Source organism: Clostridium sp. (assembly GCF_050717635.1).
In the GTDB taxonomy this organism is placed as follows: Bacteria; Bacillota; Clostridia; order Clostridiales; family Clostridiaceae; genus Clostridium_AD.
Genome location: NZ_JBOITO010000007.1, coordinates 216,529 through 232,456, shown reverse-complemented (window position 1 = coordinate 232,456; position 15,928 = coordinate 216,529). Strand labels below are relative to the sequence as shown.

General features: G+C 31.5%; 18 protein-coding genes. 3 read left to right on the top strand and 15 right to left on the bottom strand.

What is annotated here, in order from left to right:
- Positions 1–666 precede the first annotated feature (666 nt).
- The 3 genes from ACREWB_RS04425 to ACREWB_RS04415 all read right to left on the bottom strand — a co-directional run bounded on the left by ACREWB_RS04425 (position 667) and on the right by ACREWB_RS04415 (position 2,208).
- Positions 667–981 (bottom strand): type II toxin-antitoxin system RelE/ParE family toxin, encoded by a 315-nt coding sequence (locus ACREWB_RS04425; protein ID WP_431546270.1) that lies wholly within the window; start codon positions 979–981, stop codon positions 667–669.
- 1 nt (position 982) lies between these two features.
- Positions 983–1,240, bottom strand: a complete 258-nt coding sequence (locus ACREWB_RS04420) for a type II toxin-antitoxin system prevent-host-death family antitoxin (RefSeq protein ID WP_431546269.1) — start codon at positions 1,238–1,240, stop codon at positions 983–985.
- Positions 1,241–1,479: 239 nt separating this feature from the next.
- On the bottom strand, positions 1,480–2,208 hold the full coding sequence (locus ACREWB_RS04415) for an ATP-binding protein (protein ID WP_431546268.1): 729 nt from the start codon (positions 2,206–2,208) through the stop codon (positions 1,480–1,482).
- A gap of 135 nt (positions 2,209–2,343) precedes the next feature.
- On the opposite strand from ACREWB_RS04415, the gene ACREWB_RS04410 reads away from it, so the two are divergent.
- Together ACREWB_RS04410 and ACREWB_RS04405 are read left to right on the top strand one after the other, a co-directional pair.
- On the top strand, positions 2,344–3,039 hold the full coding sequence (locus tag ACREWB_RS04410) for a Crp/Fnr family transcriptional regulator (RefSeq protein WP_431546267.1): 696 nt from the start codon (positions 2,344–2,346) through the stop codon (positions 3,037–3,039).
- Between the two features lie 219 nt (positions 3,040–3,258).
- Positions 3,259–3,804, top strand: a complete 546-nt coding sequence (locus tag ACREWB_RS04405) for an NADH peroxidase (RefSeq protein ID WP_431546266.1) — start codon at positions 3,259–3,261, stop codon at positions 3,802–3,804.
- Positions 3,805–3,889: 85 nt separating this feature from the next.
- On the opposite strand, the gene upp is transcribed toward ACREWB_RS04405, so the two are convergent.
- From upp to ACREWB_RS04360, 9 genes are all read right to left on the bottom strand, one after another.
- Positions 3,890–4,519 (bottom strand): uracil phosphoribosyltransferase, encoded by a 630-nt coding sequence (gene upp / locus ACREWB_RS04400; protein ID WP_431546265.1) that lies wholly within the window; start codon positions 4,517–4,519, stop codon positions 3,890–3,892.
- Between the two features lie 28 nt (positions 4,520–4,547).
- Entirely contained in the window at positions 4,548–4,997 is a 450-nt protein-coding gene (gene rpiB, locus ACREWB_RS04395) for a ribose 5-phosphate isomerase B (RefSeq protein ID WP_431546264.1), read from the bottom strand.
- 233 nt (positions 4,998–5,230) lie between these two features.
- A complete protein-coding gene (locus ACREWB_RS04390; protein ID WP_431546263.1) occupies positions 5,231–6,277 on the bottom strand; it encodes an L-threonylcarbamoyladenylate synthase in 1,047 nt (348 codons plus the stop codon).
- A 15-nt stretch (positions 6,278–6,292) separates the two neighbouring features.
- Positions 6,293–7,021: a ZIP family metal transporter gene (locus tag ACREWB_RS04385; RefSeq protein ID WP_431546262.1), complete on the bottom strand. Its 729-nt coding sequence runs from the start codon at positions 7,019–7,021 to the stop codon at positions 6,293–6,295.
- Between the two features lie 74 nt (positions 7,022–7,095).
- Positions 7,096–7,698, bottom strand: coding sequence for a hypothetical protein (locus tag ACREWB_RS04380; protein WP_431546261.1), 603 nt, complete (start codon positions 7,696–7,698; stop codon positions 7,096–7,098).
- 45 nt (positions 7,699–7,743) lie between these two features.
- Complete coding sequence (gene prfA, locus ACREWB_RS04375; RefSeq protein WP_431546260.1) at positions 7,744–8,820, bottom strand: peptide chain release factor 1; 1,077 nt, start codon at positions 8,818–8,820, stop codon at positions 7,744–7,746.
- Between the two features lie 79 nt (positions 8,821–8,899).
- Positions 8,900–9,754: a peptide chain release factor N(5)-glutamine methyltransferase gene (gene prmC / locus ACREWB_RS04370; RefSeq protein WP_431546259.1), complete on the bottom strand. Its 855-nt coding sequence runs from the start codon at positions 9,752–9,754 to the stop codon at positions 8,900–8,902.
- Positions 9,754–10,659, bottom strand: coding sequence for a DUF1385 domain-containing protein (locus ACREWB_RS04365; protein WP_431546258.1), 906 nt, complete (start codon positions 10,657–10,659; stop codon positions 9,754–9,756). Before ACREWB_RS04365 ends, prmC begins: the two co-directional genes overlap by 1 nt.
- A gap of 2 nt (positions 10,660–10,661) precedes the next feature.
- Positions 10,662–11,246, bottom strand: coding sequence for a thymidine kinase (locus ACREWB_RS04360; protein WP_431546257.1), 585 nt, complete (start codon positions 11,244–11,246; stop codon positions 10,662–10,664).
- A 255-nt stretch (positions 11,247–11,501) separates the two neighbouring features.
- Between ACREWB_RS04360 and rpmE the strand changes: the two genes are divergently transcribed.
- A complete protein-coding gene (gene rpmE, locus ACREWB_RS04355; RefSeq protein ID WP_431546256.1) occupies positions 11,502–11,720 on the top strand; it encodes a 50S ribosomal protein L31 in 219 nt (72 codons plus the stop codon).
- 103 nt (positions 11,721–11,823) lie between these two features.
- Here rpmE and rho read toward each other — a convergent pair whose 3' ends face one another.
- The 3 genes from rho to pyrG form a co-directional block, all read right to left on the bottom strand.
- Positions 11,824–13,305 (bottom strand): transcription termination factor Rho, encoded by a 1,482-nt coding sequence (rho, locus tag ACREWB_RS04350; RefSeq protein WP_431546255.1) that lies wholly within the window; start codon positions 13,303–13,305, stop codon positions 11,824–11,826.
- A 206-nt stretch (positions 13,306–13,511) separates the two neighbouring features.
- Positions 13,512–13,856 carry a hypothetical protein gene (locus ACREWB_RS04345; RefSeq protein ID WP_431546254.1) on the bottom strand — a complete coding sequence of 115 codons (345 nt, stop codon included), beginning with the start codon at positions 13,854–13,856 and terminating at the stop codon, positions 13,512–13,514.
- Between the two features lie 171 nt (positions 13,857–14,027).
- On the bottom strand, positions 14,028–15,632 hold the full coding sequence (gene pyrG, locus ACREWB_RS04340) for a CTP synthase (protein WP_431546253.1): 1,605 nt from the start codon (positions 15,630–15,632) through the stop codon (positions 14,028–14,030).
- Between the last annotated feature and the right edge of the window lie 296 nt (positions 15,633–15,928).

The following is a 15,928-nucleotide window of genomic DNA, read 5'->3' as shown; positions in this document are numbered from 1 at the left end:
GTTTTATAGTAATCTTATTATTTTTCATGGTTATATCATCTCATATTTTTCTTATTTTTTCTATCTATTTTTTAGCTAGAATGTTATCCACAGTGGTTTCCGCAAGCTGTTTCCTATATAATAAAAAAGCAACTCTAAATTAATAGAGTTGCTAATTTTCTATATTCACAGTCTTTTAAAAAGTTTCACCTGAATAAATTATTGAACAATAGCTGTAGTCAAAAACAAATGTTATTGTGTACGCTTATATTTCTCATTTTTTTGTTACGTAGACAAAATTTACTCATACACTATAAACACTACAAAGTATTCCATCTTTAAAAATAGATTTTGCTCAAGCTGGTGGTACTAACTATAAAGGCGTTCAAATTACTTCAGCACTTAGGGTCCATTTTGTTATGTCAGACAACCAAATTATGCAAAGATCAAAAATTGGACCTGAGTAGATAATAAAAGCATACAGGCCCGATGAATCTATGTTTTCACTCCAGCTTATATTTACCAATATACATTCTATTACTTTAATACAAAATATAAAGAGAAGGCTTAGTTGCCCTCTCCATGCTTGAGTTAAATTCAATTAATTTAAGTAATCTATCCTTACACAAAACTCTATTATTTCAAATACGAATCACTTAATTTTAGACTTCCTGTTAGTGATTTTATCTATAATAATTTCATCCAATCTCTTTTATTATATAATATTCTAATAATCGTAACTGTATTGCTCTCCTCAGCCATAATATAAAACACAATATAATTATCTACTAAAAATTTTCTTATTCTTTTATATGCCAGTCTATCATCAAATACTAAAGCATTTCTTAATGGCATATCTTCTAAGGTAATAATTTCTTTAGCTATTTTCGAAACCACCTTTTGTGCGGTTTCAGGTTCTAAAAGTTCTTTAGATATATATGTACCAATTTCATATAAGTCTTTTTCAGCAGGTTCAGTAATTTGTATATTATAGGTACTCATTTTATAAATTTTTCTGTATATCAGCTAACGCTTCTTTGAAAGGTCTTACTTTTTTCTTCTGCATCGCTTCTACACCTTCGTCAATTAATTTATACAATTCAAACTTACCCACAAGTTTTTCATAAGTTTCAATGCTCATAACTGCTAAATCACCTTTACCGTTTTTAGTAATATAAACTGGCTCATTATACTCATGGCAGAATTGTGATATTTCAACATATTTATTTCTTAAATCCGAGCTTGGTATTATTGATGGCATAAAATACACCTCCCACTTAATATATCAATATTATATCTTTATTTTGATATATAATCAAGTCTTAAAGATAGAATTTTAAATTTCAGACACTAATAAGTATTTGTGAGAAAATTGAACGTACTAACGTGGCCATATTTAAAAATAAGGAAACACCTTATACTAAAATGTATTAGGTGTTTCCTTTATATAAACCCAATGTGATTTATAGTTTAAATATTAATATTTCATTAAAAGCAAGATTATAATACAGCTCCATTTATACTAATAGTAACTTCTTTATATTGTACTATTATGCCAGCTTCTAACATAGCTCCCTTTACCGAGCTTACAATACCTGCACAGCATGGCACTTCCATTCTAACTACTGTAATGCTCTTAATATCATTGTTTCTTAATATATCTACAATTTTCTGTTTGTAATAATCGCTATCATCAAGCTTTGGACACCCTATAAGGGTTACCTTTCCTTTAATAAACTCCTGATGAAAATTCCCGTAAGCATAGGCAGTACAATCCGCAGCAATCAGTAGGTCTGCGCCATTTAAAAATCCTGCCTTTGAACTCGCTAGTTTTAATTGTATAGGCCACTGATTCAATTCTGAAGCTACTGATGTCTCTGACTCGTTATTAATTTTATGAGGCACTGCTTTCACCTTCAAATTTACATTTCTTTTTATAGACTTTTCCATGGTACCAGGACATCCACAAGGTAAATTTTCTTTCTTATCACTTTGTTCCTTCTTTGCTTCAACAGCAACTACGTCATAATCCGCTGCATCTCTTTCAATTATTTTAATAGCATCTGTTGGACACTGTGGGAGGCAATCCCCTAAGCCGTCACAATACTCATCACTTATTAATTTAGCCTTACCGTTTATTAACTCTATTGCGCCTTCATGACAACCACTTATACATATTCCACAACCATTACATTTGCTCTCATCTATGCTTATAATATCTCTTTTCACATTAACCCCTCCTAATTTTTTTATATATATTAATCTAAATTATATTTTTCATTGACTGTATGCACTAAGTGTATTAAAATTGCTTATGATAGTATGTAACTTACGTTACCAAATTAAAAATTTAAGGGTGATTTTATGAATAACCTAGTAGATAATTTAAAGTATTGCATTTTATTTAAAAACTTGACTAATGAGGAGTTAAGTAATTTATTAGCTAATATAAACTACTCCCTCTACGATAATTGTAAAAACTGTGATGAATGCCGTGGCTGTATAATTGCACTAGAGGGTGATATTTGCAACTCTTTAGGAATTGTAATTCGTGGTGAACTAGAAGTACAAAAACATTACGCTAGTGGGAAAATTGTAACACTTGCCAAATTAAATAAGGGAAAGACCTTTGGTGAAGCGGTTACTTTTTCAGAGACAAATATATATCCAGCTACTATAGTAAAATCTAAAGGTTCGATTATACTTTATATTTCAAAAAAAGATATTTTAACTATGTGTAGTGCTTACCCTAAAGTATTAAATAATTTCATGCAACTCCTATCAAGTAAAATTCTTTTACTTAATAGAAAAATTAAAGAACTCTCTTTTGAAACCTTAAGACAAAAGATATCTAATTACTTACTCTCTCAATATGAAATTCAAAAAAATTTAGCACTTGTACTTACTGTATCTAGAAATGATCTTGCTGAGCATCTAGGTGTACAAAGGCCATCTCTTTCAAGAGAGCTTGTAAATATGAAGAATGACGGATTAATAGATTTCACTAAAAACTTATTCCAGATAAAAGATTTAGAAGGTATTGAAGACATATTAGAATAACTCAATTTTTAATATGTTGGAACTTTCTTTTAATAAATATTAAATTTTACTTGATAATTATTATCCGTTGATGTATACTTTCTATTATAGGGAATATAAGTTTCCTACAAAACAAGTAAATTATATTACTTAATATAATAAATACGAAGTAAATACTACAAGGGAGATAACAATTAATAATTATTATCTAGCCCAGAGACCTACGAGGGGGAAATAAATATGAAAAAATTTGTTTGTACAGTATGTGGATATATTCACGAAGGAGACTTCGCACCTGATGTGTGCCCAGTTTGTGGTGCAAAAGCCGATAAATTTATTGAAAAAACTGATGATGATATGACATGGGCAGATGAACATATAATTGGAGTTGCTAAAGAAGTTGATGCCGAGGTTCTAGAAGGACTAAGAGCTAATTTTGCTGGAGAATGTACTGAAGTTGGTATGTATCTAGCAATGAGCCGTCAAGCTGATAGAGAAGGTTTCCCTGAAGTAGCAGAAGCTTACAAGAGAATAGCTTTTGAAGAAGCAGATCACGCTTCAAAATTTGCTGAATTACTTGGAGATGTAGTAGCAGCAGATACCAAGAAAAATCTTGAAATGAGAGTTGCAGCTGAACATGGAGCTTGCCAAGGTAAAAAAGATTTAGCTACTTTAGCTAAAAAACTTAACTACGATGCAATACACGATACAGTACATGAAATGTGTAAAGACGAAGCTCGTCACGGTGCAGCATTTAAGGGATTACTTAATAGATATTTCAAGTAAAATAATATAGAGTAAGAAAAAGCAACTTACAGAAAATTTCTGTAAGTTGCTTTTTAAGTTTTCATAAATAAATTATAATAATTAACTATTTAGTTCCGAATAATCTGTCGCCAGCATCTCCAAGACCTGGTACAATATATCCTTTTTCATTTAATCTTTCATCAATTGAAGCTACATATATATCCACGTCTGAATGTGCATCTGTAATAGCCTTAAGTCCCTCTGGCGCAGCTATAAGACACATGATTTTTATGTTTATGGCACCTCTTTTCTTAAGCGCTGAAATGGCATCTATTGCAGATCCTCCTGTAGCAATCATAGGGTCTGTAATAATTACATCTCTTTCATTAATGTCCTGAGGTAATTTACAAAAATATTCAACTGGTTGAAGTGTTTCCTCATTTCTATACATTCCTATGTGTCCAACCTTAGCTGCTGGTATAAGTTTTAACATACCGTCAACCATTCCTAGTCCTGCTCTTAATATTGGTACTATAGCCATTTTCTTTCCTGCTAAAACATTACATTTAGTAGTGCAAATAGGTGTTTTTATTTCTATTTCTTGGGTTTGTAGATCACGTGTAACTTCATAAGCCATTAGCATTGCAACTTCAGAAACTAACTCTCTAAAATCCTTTGAACCTGTATTTTCGTCTCTTATGAATGATAATTTATGTTGTATAAGTGGATGTGTAATTTGTGTTACTTTACTCATATGTATTTCCTCCTAAATTTTTTATTATTTATTTAATATATTTATTCTCAATTTCTGTGATTTTGTCAATTCTCTTTTGATGTCTGTCTCCTTGAAACTTAGCATTAATAAAGGCATCTACTATATCCAGTGCTAACCCCTTGCCAATAACTCTTTCTCCCATTGTAAGTATGTTAGCGTTATTATGTTCTCTAGCAGCATGAGCGCTAAAAGTATCACTACATAGCGCAGCCCTTATTCCAGGTACTTTATTAGCAGCAATACCTATTCCTATTCCTGTGCCACATATAAGTATGCCTAGTTCGTAATTATCTGCCACTACTTCCTGCGCAACTTTTAGTGCATAATCTGGATAATCACAAGATTCTCCAGTATAAGTTCCAAAATCTTTTATCTGGATGTTTTTACTCTCTAGATGCATAATTATCTCTTTTTTTAAGTTTAATCCACCATGGTCACTACCTAATGCTATTTTCATTATAAAACACCTCCGAAACATTTTTTTATAGAATCTACATATTACAAAAAAAGAAGACATTGGTATTTAAATAAGTTATTTAAATACCATTATCTTCCTCGTTTTATGGATAATGCGAATAAATTGTTATTTAGTTGTTCAAACTCTTTCAAATAATGCGAAAAATCTTTAACATACAATATATTCATAATCATCCTCCTTGTATATTCTATAAAGTATAAATTGTCATCTACCTACACATAAATTATATCAAAACCTGCAGATTTCTTAAGCCTATTCATTATAGCAACACCTATGCCTTTTTCTTCAAAGGCTTCTGATAATATTAAATCTACCTCTGTAGCATCAAAGCCTCTTAAAACTTCAAAAAGGTTTCTGCCCACATTACCAAGCTGATTTCTACTACCTAAAGAAATAACCGTTCCATAAGGGTATTTATCTTTAGTTTCATCTGTTGCCATTATGCCTATTTTTATGTTGCCCATACTATTCTGCGCTATTTCATTGATTTTTGCAACAGTTTTTTCTAAATTTCCACATATAATTTTCACTGGAGCCTTCGGTGCATAGTGTCTATACTTCATACCAGGTGCCTTAGGAATAAAATCGCTCTTTGGTTTAGACATTATATTTTTATCTATATATATTTTATGGTCTATTTCTTTTAGCATCTCAATAGTTATTGCTCCTGGTCTTAATATGCATAATGGTGTACAGGTACAATCAACTATTGTTGACTCTAGCCCCACCTCACTTTTATTTCCACCTAAAATATAATCTATCTTTCCACTTAGATCTTCAATACAACTTTCCACATCAGTAGGACTAGGTTTCCCAGATATATTAGCAGACGGAGCCGCAATAGGTGTACCCGCAGCTTCAATAAGTTTTCTTGCAATAATACTCGATGGCATACGTATACCTACAGTATGGAGCCCCGCACTTGTAGTTTCAGGAATTAAATCAGACTTATTAAAAATAAGCGTTATTGGCCCTGGCCAGTACCTATTCATTATTTGCTTAGCTAAATGCGGTATTTCTTTAACTAATGGTCCTATATTAAAATCAGCCACATGAACTATAAGGGGATTATCTTGAGGCCTTCCTTTGGCCTTAAAAATCTTCTCAACAGCTATTTTATCTAAAGCATTAGCTCCAAGACCATAAACAGTCTCAGTGGGAAACGCAACTAACCCACCTTTATTAATAACACGTCCTGCCTCATTAATTATATCTTGTTCAATATTATTTTCATCTAAAATTACAATCTTTGTATTCATCCTCACACCTCACAATTAAATCGCGTTAGTCATTACGAGTCCTAATATTATACCTAAAAGAATGCCCAATGTGCTTGTAGTTCCTGACCAAAGTTTTTTAGATCGCGGAATCATCTCTCCGTAAATCACATATAACATAACTCCAGACGCAAAAGCTAAAGAGTTACCTAATATCTCCATAGATATACTACCAATATAAATTCCCATCCAAGCACCAATTGCAGTAGGAAGTGCCGTTAAAAAAGCATAAAATAATATTGTTCTACTCTTTGTCCCGGTCAGCATCAGAGGAGCTGCAACTGCTAATCCTTCAGGTATATCATGTATTGCAATTATCACACTCATTTTAAGGCCTAAACTTTCTCCATTAACAAATCCAAATCCCATTATGAGCCCTTCCGGGAAATTATGAAGCATTATTCCTATAGCAACCATAAATGCAAACTTTGTATATTCAGAATTTACATTTTGGCTTAAGCTACTAATTCTATCTATTATCACAACAATAACAATTCCTAGAACTAAAAAAAATAAAGTTCTTAAAAATCCTGTTTTGTCCATTGCTTCTGGAATAAGTTCAAAAACTACTATAGAAAGCATAAGTCCTGATGCAAATCCTATAATATTTCCTAAAAATTTTCGAGAAGGTTTTTTCATAACTACACCCAAAAACGCACCAAGCATTGTTCCTATGAGTGCTATTACCCCAGTAAATAAGATTATTAAAACAATTGTACTTTTCACTTTTCTACCCCCACTTCTATAAGAAAATAAGTATAGAAGCTTTTATGCACTATACTTATCTATATATATTAATCTTATTTATACCCGCGGGGGTTTATGCTGTATTCTCTATATTCTTTAATTTTCTCTATAGTATCATCTGAAAAAAATGCTCCAACACATGATTTATATAGATCATCTAATAAATTATATTTCCTAAATCCGCCATTACTAATAGTAATGTAGTAATATTCTTGCTCTAGATCTGAAATTTTGATTTTATTATACATTTGAGCCACATAAGGATATTTTCGTAAAAATTTTAAATCTATAGGGATAACCTTTTTATTTCTAAATCTAGATTTTGTTATTATAATAATTTCTAAATTCTTACCTTGATTTATAGTGTGAATTAAAGCAACTTTATTACATATAATAATAAATTTAACTTTTGCAATCCCACACCATATACTTATCTTGTAGCCCTCAAGTTTAAATTCCATAAATTCCTCATTAAATCTTAAAAGCATAACAAAAGTAATCATAAGCTCGATGCAAACTAAATATATTACAAAAAACATATTTATAATCTTTGATACTATTAATATAATTGGTAATAAAACAAAAATAAAGCACATTGATAGCATAAAACGTTTATAAGTTTTCTTTTGCTTTCTAATGGCTTTATTTATATTCATAATTTCACCCTTCAATTATATTAATACATATTTATTTAATAACTATTAATCATTATTACCCATAGCTTTCATCTTTGCTGCTTGGTCAGCAGTTATTAATGTATTTAGCATTTCATCTATATCTCCATCAAGAAAATCATCTAATCTATATAGGGTTAGCCCTATTCTATGATCTGTTACTCTTCCTTGGGGATAATTATAGGTTCTTATTCTCTCACTTCTATCTCCTGTACCTACTTGACTCTTTCTATCTTCAGCTATTCCTGCAGATCTTTCGGCCTCAGCTTTATTATACAATCTGGATTTTAGTATGATTAGTGCCTTAGCCTTATTCTTCAACTGAGATTTCTCATCCTGGCAAGAAACTACAATTCCTGTAGGTAAATGTGTCATTCTCACTGCTGAATCTGTTGTATTAACACACTGACCTCCATTTCCCGATGCTCTAAACACATCTATTTTTAAATCAATAGCATTAACTTCAATATCTACGTCATCAACCTCTGGTAAAACAGCTACCGTAGCCGTAGAGGTATGAATTCTTCCACTTGACTCTGTGTCTGGAACTCTTTGAACTCTATGAACTCCGCTTTCATATTTAAATTTACTATAGGTAGATTCGCCTCTTATCATAAATACTATTTCTTTAAATCCACCGATGTCAGTTTCATTAGCACTCATTACTTCAACTTTCCAATTATTACGTTCTGCATATCTTGTGTACATCCTAAATAGATTTGCTGCAAATAACGCTGCTTCATCTCCACCTGCACCTCCTCTGATTTCCACAAATACATTTCTTGCATCATTTGGGTCCGTAGGTAAAAGCAAAATTCGAATTTCTTCTTCTACATTTTCTTTAATTTCATTTAAGTCTTTAATTTCAGCTTGAATCATATCTTTCATTTCTTTATCAGATTCTTCTCTAAGCATTTCTTTATTTGTATCTATATCTTCTTTAGCTTTTTTATATATTCTATATTTCATAACAAGTATTTCTACTTCAGCCTGCTCTTTAATTAGTTTTTGCCATTCCTTTTGATTAGCAATAACTAAAGGGTCACTAATTTTCATATTAAGTTCGTCATATTTATTTTCTGTAAACTCTAGTCTATCTAACATTTTATCACTCCGTATATATATTTTCACATTGTTCATTGTATCACATTTAGCTGCAACATACAAATTGAATATAAATGACTTATCCAGCTAAATTGGCACTAACAACTCTATCATTTCCAGATAAATCTTTAATACATTGTATTTCCACAAATCCTGACTTTAAAAGTATTTCTGCAACCTGTTCTCTTTGATCATATCCTATTTCAAAAGCCAGTAGCCCACCCTTTTCTAAAACCTGTAAACTTTGCTCTGTAATTTTCCTATAAAAATCCAACCCATCTTCACCACCACTAAGAGCTATATATGGTTCATAATTCTTTACATCTTCCATAAGACTTGGTATAATTTCATCTCTTATATACGGAGGATTAGAAACTATCACTTGGAACTTTTCATTTTCATCTATAGCAGTTTGCAATAAATCACTAATTTCCGCATGTACTCTTTTAGACAATTCAAATCTTTCTATATTAGATTTTGAAATAGATACCGCATCGCTGGATATATCATACAACTTTACCTTGGTATCTTTAACAAATTCAGCTATAGCAATCCCAATAGCACCACTTCCACTACAGACATCGCAAACCTTCGTATAAGCGCTCTTATTTATACGTTCAATAACACCTTCAACTAAAATTTCTGTATCAGGTCTCGGTATTAGAACTCCAGGTCTTACTATGAAATTCATGCCCATAAATTCACACTCTCCTAGAATATATTTTACAGGCATCTTGTCTTTTCTTAGCTGAATTAACCGTGAAAATTCTGCTTCCTGCTCCGGGTTGAGGTCAACATTTCTATTAAGCATTATGAACAATTTATCCACATTTAAAACCTTAGAAAGTATAAGCTGTGAATCCAATATATAGCTTTCAATCTCAACTTTTTTTAAGACTGCATAGGATTCAATGAGTATTTCTCCTATGTTCATTATACTTCAATACCTTCAGCTGCTTTAAGGGCACTTATTGCCACCTCAAGTTGTGATAAATCCGGTTCCCTAGTAGTTAGATTTTGTAATTTAAGCCCTGGGTAAGAGAGAACTTTAGCTAATGTGCCTGTGCTTTTTCCCATCCATTTAATAATTTCATAACTTACTCCTGAAATTACAGGAAGAAGTATAATCCTATATGCTATTCTCTCCCAAATTGAATTCCAACCTGTTAAAGAAAACACTATTATACTAACTATCATTACTAAAAACAAAAAATTTGTACCACATCTTGGATGTAACCTACCAAATTTAGCTGCATTCTCTGGTGTTAATTCCATATCACTTTCATAACAAAATATGGTCTTATGTTCTGAACCATGATACTCAAACACTCTTTTAATATCTTCCATCTTTCCTATTAGATACACATATGCAAGGAATATTGAAACTCTAATAATTCCTTCTACAATATTCAAAGTCATTACACCTGCACCCATTTTGCTAAAAATGCTAGCTACAAGAGTTGGCAAAACAAAAAATAATCCTATTGATATAACAAGTGAAAAAGCTAGAGATATTCCCATAATCACATCATTACTTTTCTCTTTAAATATTTTTTTTAACCATTTATCTAGTTTTGAAGGTTCTTCCTCCTCTTCAAAAAAAGAAGCTGAGTAATTCAAAGTTTGTACACCTATAATCAAAGATTCAATTAACGAAATGAATCCTCTTATTATTGGAAGTCCCAAAACCTTATTCTTTTTAGTATAAGATGTATAATCCTTTTTTTCCACTACAATTTCTCCCCCCGCAGTTCTTACCGCAGTGGCAATTCCCTTACTCCCTCTCATCATAACTCCTTCAATTACTGCCTGACCTCCAACGCTTACATTTCTAGCCATAATTACACCCCTTCCCTAGGAACAATGTGACACTTTCTACATCTAGCTTCATAGGATTCTGTAGCCCCAATTAACACAATTGGATCCTCATACTTAGCTGGTTTTCCATTAATTAAACGCTGAGTTCTAGTAGCTGGATTACCACATACTACACAAATAGCTTGGATTTTATTAACAAATTCAGCTGTAGCAAGGAGGGCAGGTATCGGTCCAAAAGGTATTCCCCTAAAATCCATATCAAGTCCTGCACAAATAACTCGTTTATTATTATCAGCTAAAGTAGTAATTATATCAATTATTCCTAAATCAAAAAATTGGACCTCATCAATGGCAACAACTTGTGTATCCGCGTCTATAAGATTTAATATCTCTGCACTATCTTTAACGGGAACTGCTTCTTCCTTAACTCCACAATGAGAAACCACATCTTCCTTACTAAATCTATTGTCAATTTGCGGTTTAAAAACTTGTACCTTTTGTTTTGCAATTTTAGTTCTTCTTATCCTACGTATTAATTCCTCAGATTTTCCACTATACATAGGCCCTACAATAACTTCCACCCAGCCATGATTTTTTGGTCCGTACATAACTTTACCTCCAATTTGTTAATCCTTCTTTTAAAACTTAAAAATAAGACCTTAAGTGCACATATAATTCCATAAAACTTTTACATATATTTTATTACTGGAACAAAAATACTCCAGCAAGTACATTTTATCAAATATATACAATATATTAAAGTAAAAATTAATTTTATTACTGTTGACTTAATTATTCATTCTATGATAAAATTGAATAGTTGACAATACGGATATATATTTTTTTTGAAAGAGGTGAAAAATATGCAAGAAGGAATACACCCAGAATACCATAATGATACAGTTGTTAAATGTGCATGTGGAAACACTTTTATTACAGGATCTACTAAACAAGAACTTAAAGTAGACGTATGTTCTAAATGTCATCCATTCTACACTGGGAAGCAAAAGAATATCGATGCTGGTGGAAGAGTTGATAAATTCATGAAAAAATTCAACCTTAAAAGTGACGACGTAGAATAATATATTAATGGAAAAGATTTAATTATCTTTTCCATTTTTTCATTTATATAAGTAATTTTTAAAATAACCAATAAATAATTAACAATATGTACTTTAAATTATTTTATCTAGCTAATAATTCAAAATTCTTATTTATCATTTCAAAAAATTCTTTATTACTTTTAGTTGTACCCAATAAATTCAGAAGCTTTTCTGTTACGCCTAGAGCATTACCCTCTCTATACATTATCTTTCTTAAATTATATATAGTTTCCATTTCAATTTTAGTAAGCAATAAATCTTCTCTTCTTGTTCCTGATTTATAAATATCAACCGCTGGGAATATTCTTCTTTCTTGAAGCTTTCTATCTAAGTGAACTTCCATGTTACCCGTACCCTTAAATTCTTCGAAAATCATATCATCCATCCTGCTTCCTGTTTCTACGAGTGCAGTAGCAAGTATTGTTAAACTTCCACCTTCTTCGATATTTCTAGCTGCTCCAAAAAATTTCTTTGGCATTAAAAGTGCACTAGGATCCAGACCACCGGACAGTGTTCTACCTGAAGGTGTTACAGTTAAATTGTAAGCTCTCGAAAGTCTAGTTAAACTATCTAACAGAATAACTACATCTTGCCCTTGTTCCACCATTCTTTTAGCTCTTTCAAGTACCATATAAGCTACTTTTGTATGATGATCTGGTTCTTCATCAAAAGTTGAATAAATAACTTCACCTTTAATTGATCTTTGCATATCAGTAACTTCTTCTGGCCTCTCATCTATTAAAACAACAATTAATTTTACTTCAGGGTGATTTATAGAGATACTATTAGCAATTTTTTTAAGAAGTGTTGTTTTTCCTGCCTTAGGTTGTGCTACAATTATGCCTCTCTGACCTTTACCTATAGGTGAAATAATGTCCATGATTCTTGCTGACAAGTCACTGGGACTAGTTTCTAGCGTCAATCTTTGCGTTGGATAAATAGGAGTTAGCCTTTCAAAAGGTCTTCTACCAACAGCTCTTTCTGGATTTTCACCATTTACTGCTTGTACATACAATAGTGCTTTGAATTTTTCACCTTCCTTAGGTGTTCTAACTTTACCTTCTACTTCATCTCCAGTTTGCAAATTAAATCGTCTAATTTGAGATGGTGAAACATAAATATCATCCTGACCTGATAAATAGTTATTTCCTCTTAAAAACCCATAACTATTATTTTCAATTATTTCTAGAACTCCTCTTGCTGCCCCTGATTCATTTATCATTTCTTGTAATTTCTCTTTTTTATTTTCATTTTGATTCTTAAAACCAGTATCTACGTCTGCACTGGGGATTTTTTCTTTTTGAATTTCTTTTTTTTGAATTGGCTTGCTTAGAATTTGTTTTTCTGAATTCTCTATAGAATTAGTTTGAACTGTAGAAGTGATTTTGGGACTTATTTTTTCTCTTAAAATAACTCCATCCCTTTGCAATGATATTGGCGTTATTTTCTTTATTTCCTGAATTAACTCGCTTTTTTTAAGCTTAGAAATATTTTTAACGCCAAGCTCTTTACAATATTCTCGCAGCTCGACTACTGTCATGGTATCAACATTTTTATTTATCAAAAATCTGCACCTCCGAAGGGTATTTTATATAATATCTATTTAATAAATATCATGGAAATTTAAAAACGTGTTTGCTATCCAATGAATTTTTTAGAAATGATATACTATTTTAATTATATCCTATTTTATAATTTTAATCCACTATATTAAAAATGCACATAAACCACTAAAAGTTTATGTGCATTTTATAACCTATTACATTCATTTTATATCATAGCATAAATTTTCTCTATAGTCTTCCTATGTTCATTTACTTTTTCAATAACCGTTTTGTTCTTCCCAATAAAGAATATAGGTAAGGCTAGTTGCTCGCATCCCCCTATGACCATATTCCTTTTAAGAAGCTCTTTAATATTATAATGATAAGAATGATCTTCACCACATAGTGAGCACTTGATTTTAATTACTATTTCATTACCTTTATTAACCTTAAGGTTTAAAGAGGGAAATCTAGTATTAATACTCTCTAATTCAAATATTGTAAGTTCACAAACCTTATATTGACCATTAGAATCCTTTAAAGCCATAGCAATATTAGTATCGAATATCAATTACCCCACCTCCATATTATTGTAAGTTATAAAAACCCAAGGTATTTTTTTATTAAAGTGTTTTAATTTCATTAAAGTGTTTTAATTTCATTAAAGTGTTTTATACTTAATTCTATATATTTTATGAAATTCCTTCTAAATTAGACTTGAAATTTACGGAAATTTTAATTCTTATTTATTATGTTCCAATGATGCCTTAATAAAATCCTTAAATAGTGGATGTGGTTTGTTAGGTCTAGATTTAAGCTCAGGATGAAACTGAACTCCAACAAACCAAGGATGATCTTTAATTTCAACTATTTCAACTAATCTTTCGTCTGGGCTTGTTCCTGAAAGGATAAGTCCTGCATCAGTTATTATTTTTCTATACTCATTGTTAAATTCATATCTATGTCTATGTCTCTCATATATCACTTCATCACTGTATGCTTTATGTGCATTAGAGTCTTTAGCTAATTTACATGCATATAGCCCCAGTCTCATAGTTCCACCTTTTTCATCTAGATCCTTTTGCTCTGGCATTAAATCTATTACAGGATACTTAGTTTCAACCTCAAGCTCTGAACTATTAGCTCCACTCAGTCCTGCAACGTTTCTAGCATACTCTATAACGACGCACTGCATACCAAGACATATTCCGAAAAATGGGACCTTATTTTCTCTAGCATATCTTGTAGCCTCGATTTTACCTTCTATTCCCCTGTCACCAAATCCTCCTGGGACCAGTATCCCATCCACATCACCCAATATTTCATTTGCATTTTCAGATGTTACATCGCAAGCATTTACCCATTTAATTTCTACATTAGAATCATTGTAAAGACCCCCATGGCTCAATGCCTCAACCACAGAAATATAGGCATCATGCAGTTCTACATATTTTCCCACTAATGCTATTTTTACATCACCAGATAAATTCTTTAATCTATGTACCATAGAAATCCACTCACTGTTATCTGTTTCATCACAACTCAGTTTTAATTTTTTACAAACAAGAGTATCCAACCCCTCTTTATGAAGCATAAGAGGGACTTCATATAAATTCTCAGCATCCAAGTTTTGAATTACACAGTCCGTTTCTAAGTTACAGAACAGACCAATTTTAGCCTTCATATCATCAGATATTTCCTTTTCAGAGCGGCATACTATGATGTCAGGTTGAATACCTATACTTCTTAACTCTTTTACAGAATGTTGAGTTGGTTTAGTTTTAAGTTCTCCTGCCTTAGCTAAATATGGTACTAATGTAACATGTATAAAGCAAGAATTCTCTATCCCTACTTCATATTTAGCCTGTCTTATAGCCTCTAAAAATGGTAGCGATTCAATATCTCCAACAGTTCCACCAATTTCAGTTATAACCACATCTACATCTTTTTCTTTAGCTACTCTATAGACTCTTTCTTTTATCTCATTAGTTATATGCGGTATTACTTGCACTGTACCACCTAAATAGTCTCCTCTTCTCTCTTTTGATATAACTGCCCAATATATTTTGCCTGTAGTTACGTTGCTACTCTTACTTAAATTTTCATCGATAAATCTCTCATAATGTCCTAAATCCAAATCTGTTTCTGCACCGTCATCTGTTACAAAAACTTCTCCATGCTGATAGGGACTCATAGTTCCTGGGTCCACATTAATATATGGGTCAAATTTTTGAATAGAAACTTTTAACCCTCTATTCTTTAAGAGCCTTCCAAGCGAAGCAGCTGTTATTCCTTTTCCTAGGGATGAAACTACCCCTCCTGTTACAAATATGTACTTAGTACTCATAATTAATCCTCCAATGTTGTTATTGTTCATTACAACTTGTATATTTTAATTCTAATTTGATTTTGACAAATGGATACCTATATAAAACTTTAAAAAAAGCTTGACAGATGTTCTTTATGGTTCTATAATAGAAATTACCCTATAAAAACAATCGTATAGTAAACTGGTATATGTGTTTGCAAAAACCATATAAATATCTTATCATACTTTTTTGTCATTCACCAGTGCTTTTTTTGTTTTTCTTTTTTTGAAGATTTTATTAAAGATTTTTTATAATAGCAAAGGCTATGTTCTAT

Coding starts and splice junctions, on each gene's coding strand:
- rpmE (WP_431546256.1), top strand. CDS start 11,502: ATGCAAGAAGGAATACACCCAGAATACCATAATGATACAGTTGTTAAA.
- ACREWB_RS04365 (WP_431546258.1), bottom strand. CDS start 10,659: ATGGCTAGAAATGTAAGCGTTGGAGGTCAGGCAGTAATTGAAGGAGTT.
- prfA (WP_431546260.1), bottom strand. CDS start 8,820: ATGTTAGATAGACTAGAGTTTACAGAAAATAAATATGACGAACTTAAT.
- ACREWB_RS04390 (WP_431546263.1), bottom strand. CDS start 6,277: ATGAATACAAAGATTGTAATTTTAGATGAAAATAATATTGAACAAGAT.
- ACREWB_RS04360 (WP_431546257.1), bottom strand. CDS start 11,246: ATGTACGGACCAAAAAATCATGGCTGGGTGGAAGTTATTGTAGGGCCT.
- ACREWB_RS04380 (WP_431546261.1), bottom strand. CDS start 7,698: ATGAATATAAATAAAGCCATTAGAAAGCAAAAGAAAACTTATAAACGT.
- ACREWB_RS04410 (WP_431546267.1), top strand. CDS start 2,344: ATGAATAACCTAGTAGATAATTTAAAGTATTGCATTTTATTTAAAAAC.
- ACREWB_RS04405 (WP_431546266.1), top strand. CDS start 3,259: ATGAAAAAATTTGTTTGTACAGTATGTGGATATATTCACGAAGGAGAC.
- rpiB (WP_431546264.1), bottom strand. CDS start 4,997: ATGAAAATAGCATTAGGTAGTGACCATGGTGGATTAAACTTAAAAAAA.
- prmC (WP_431546259.1), bottom strand. CDS start 9,754: ATGAACATAGGAGAAATACTCATTGAATCCTATGCAGTCTTAAAAAAA.
- ACREWB_RS04425 (WP_431546270.1), bottom strand. CDS start 981: ATGAGTACCTATAATATACAAATTACTGAACCTGCTGAAAAAGACTTA.
- pyrG (WP_431546253.1), bottom strand. CDS start 15,632: ATGAGTACTAAGTACATATTTGTAACAGGAGGGGTAGTTTCATCCCTA.
- ACREWB_RS04420 (WP_431546269.1), bottom strand. CDS start 1,240: ATGCCATCAATAATACCAAGCTCGGATTTAAGAAATAAATATGTTGAA.
- upp (WP_431546265.1), bottom strand. CDS start 4,519: ATGAGTAAAGTAACACAAATTACACATCCACTTATACAACATAAATTA.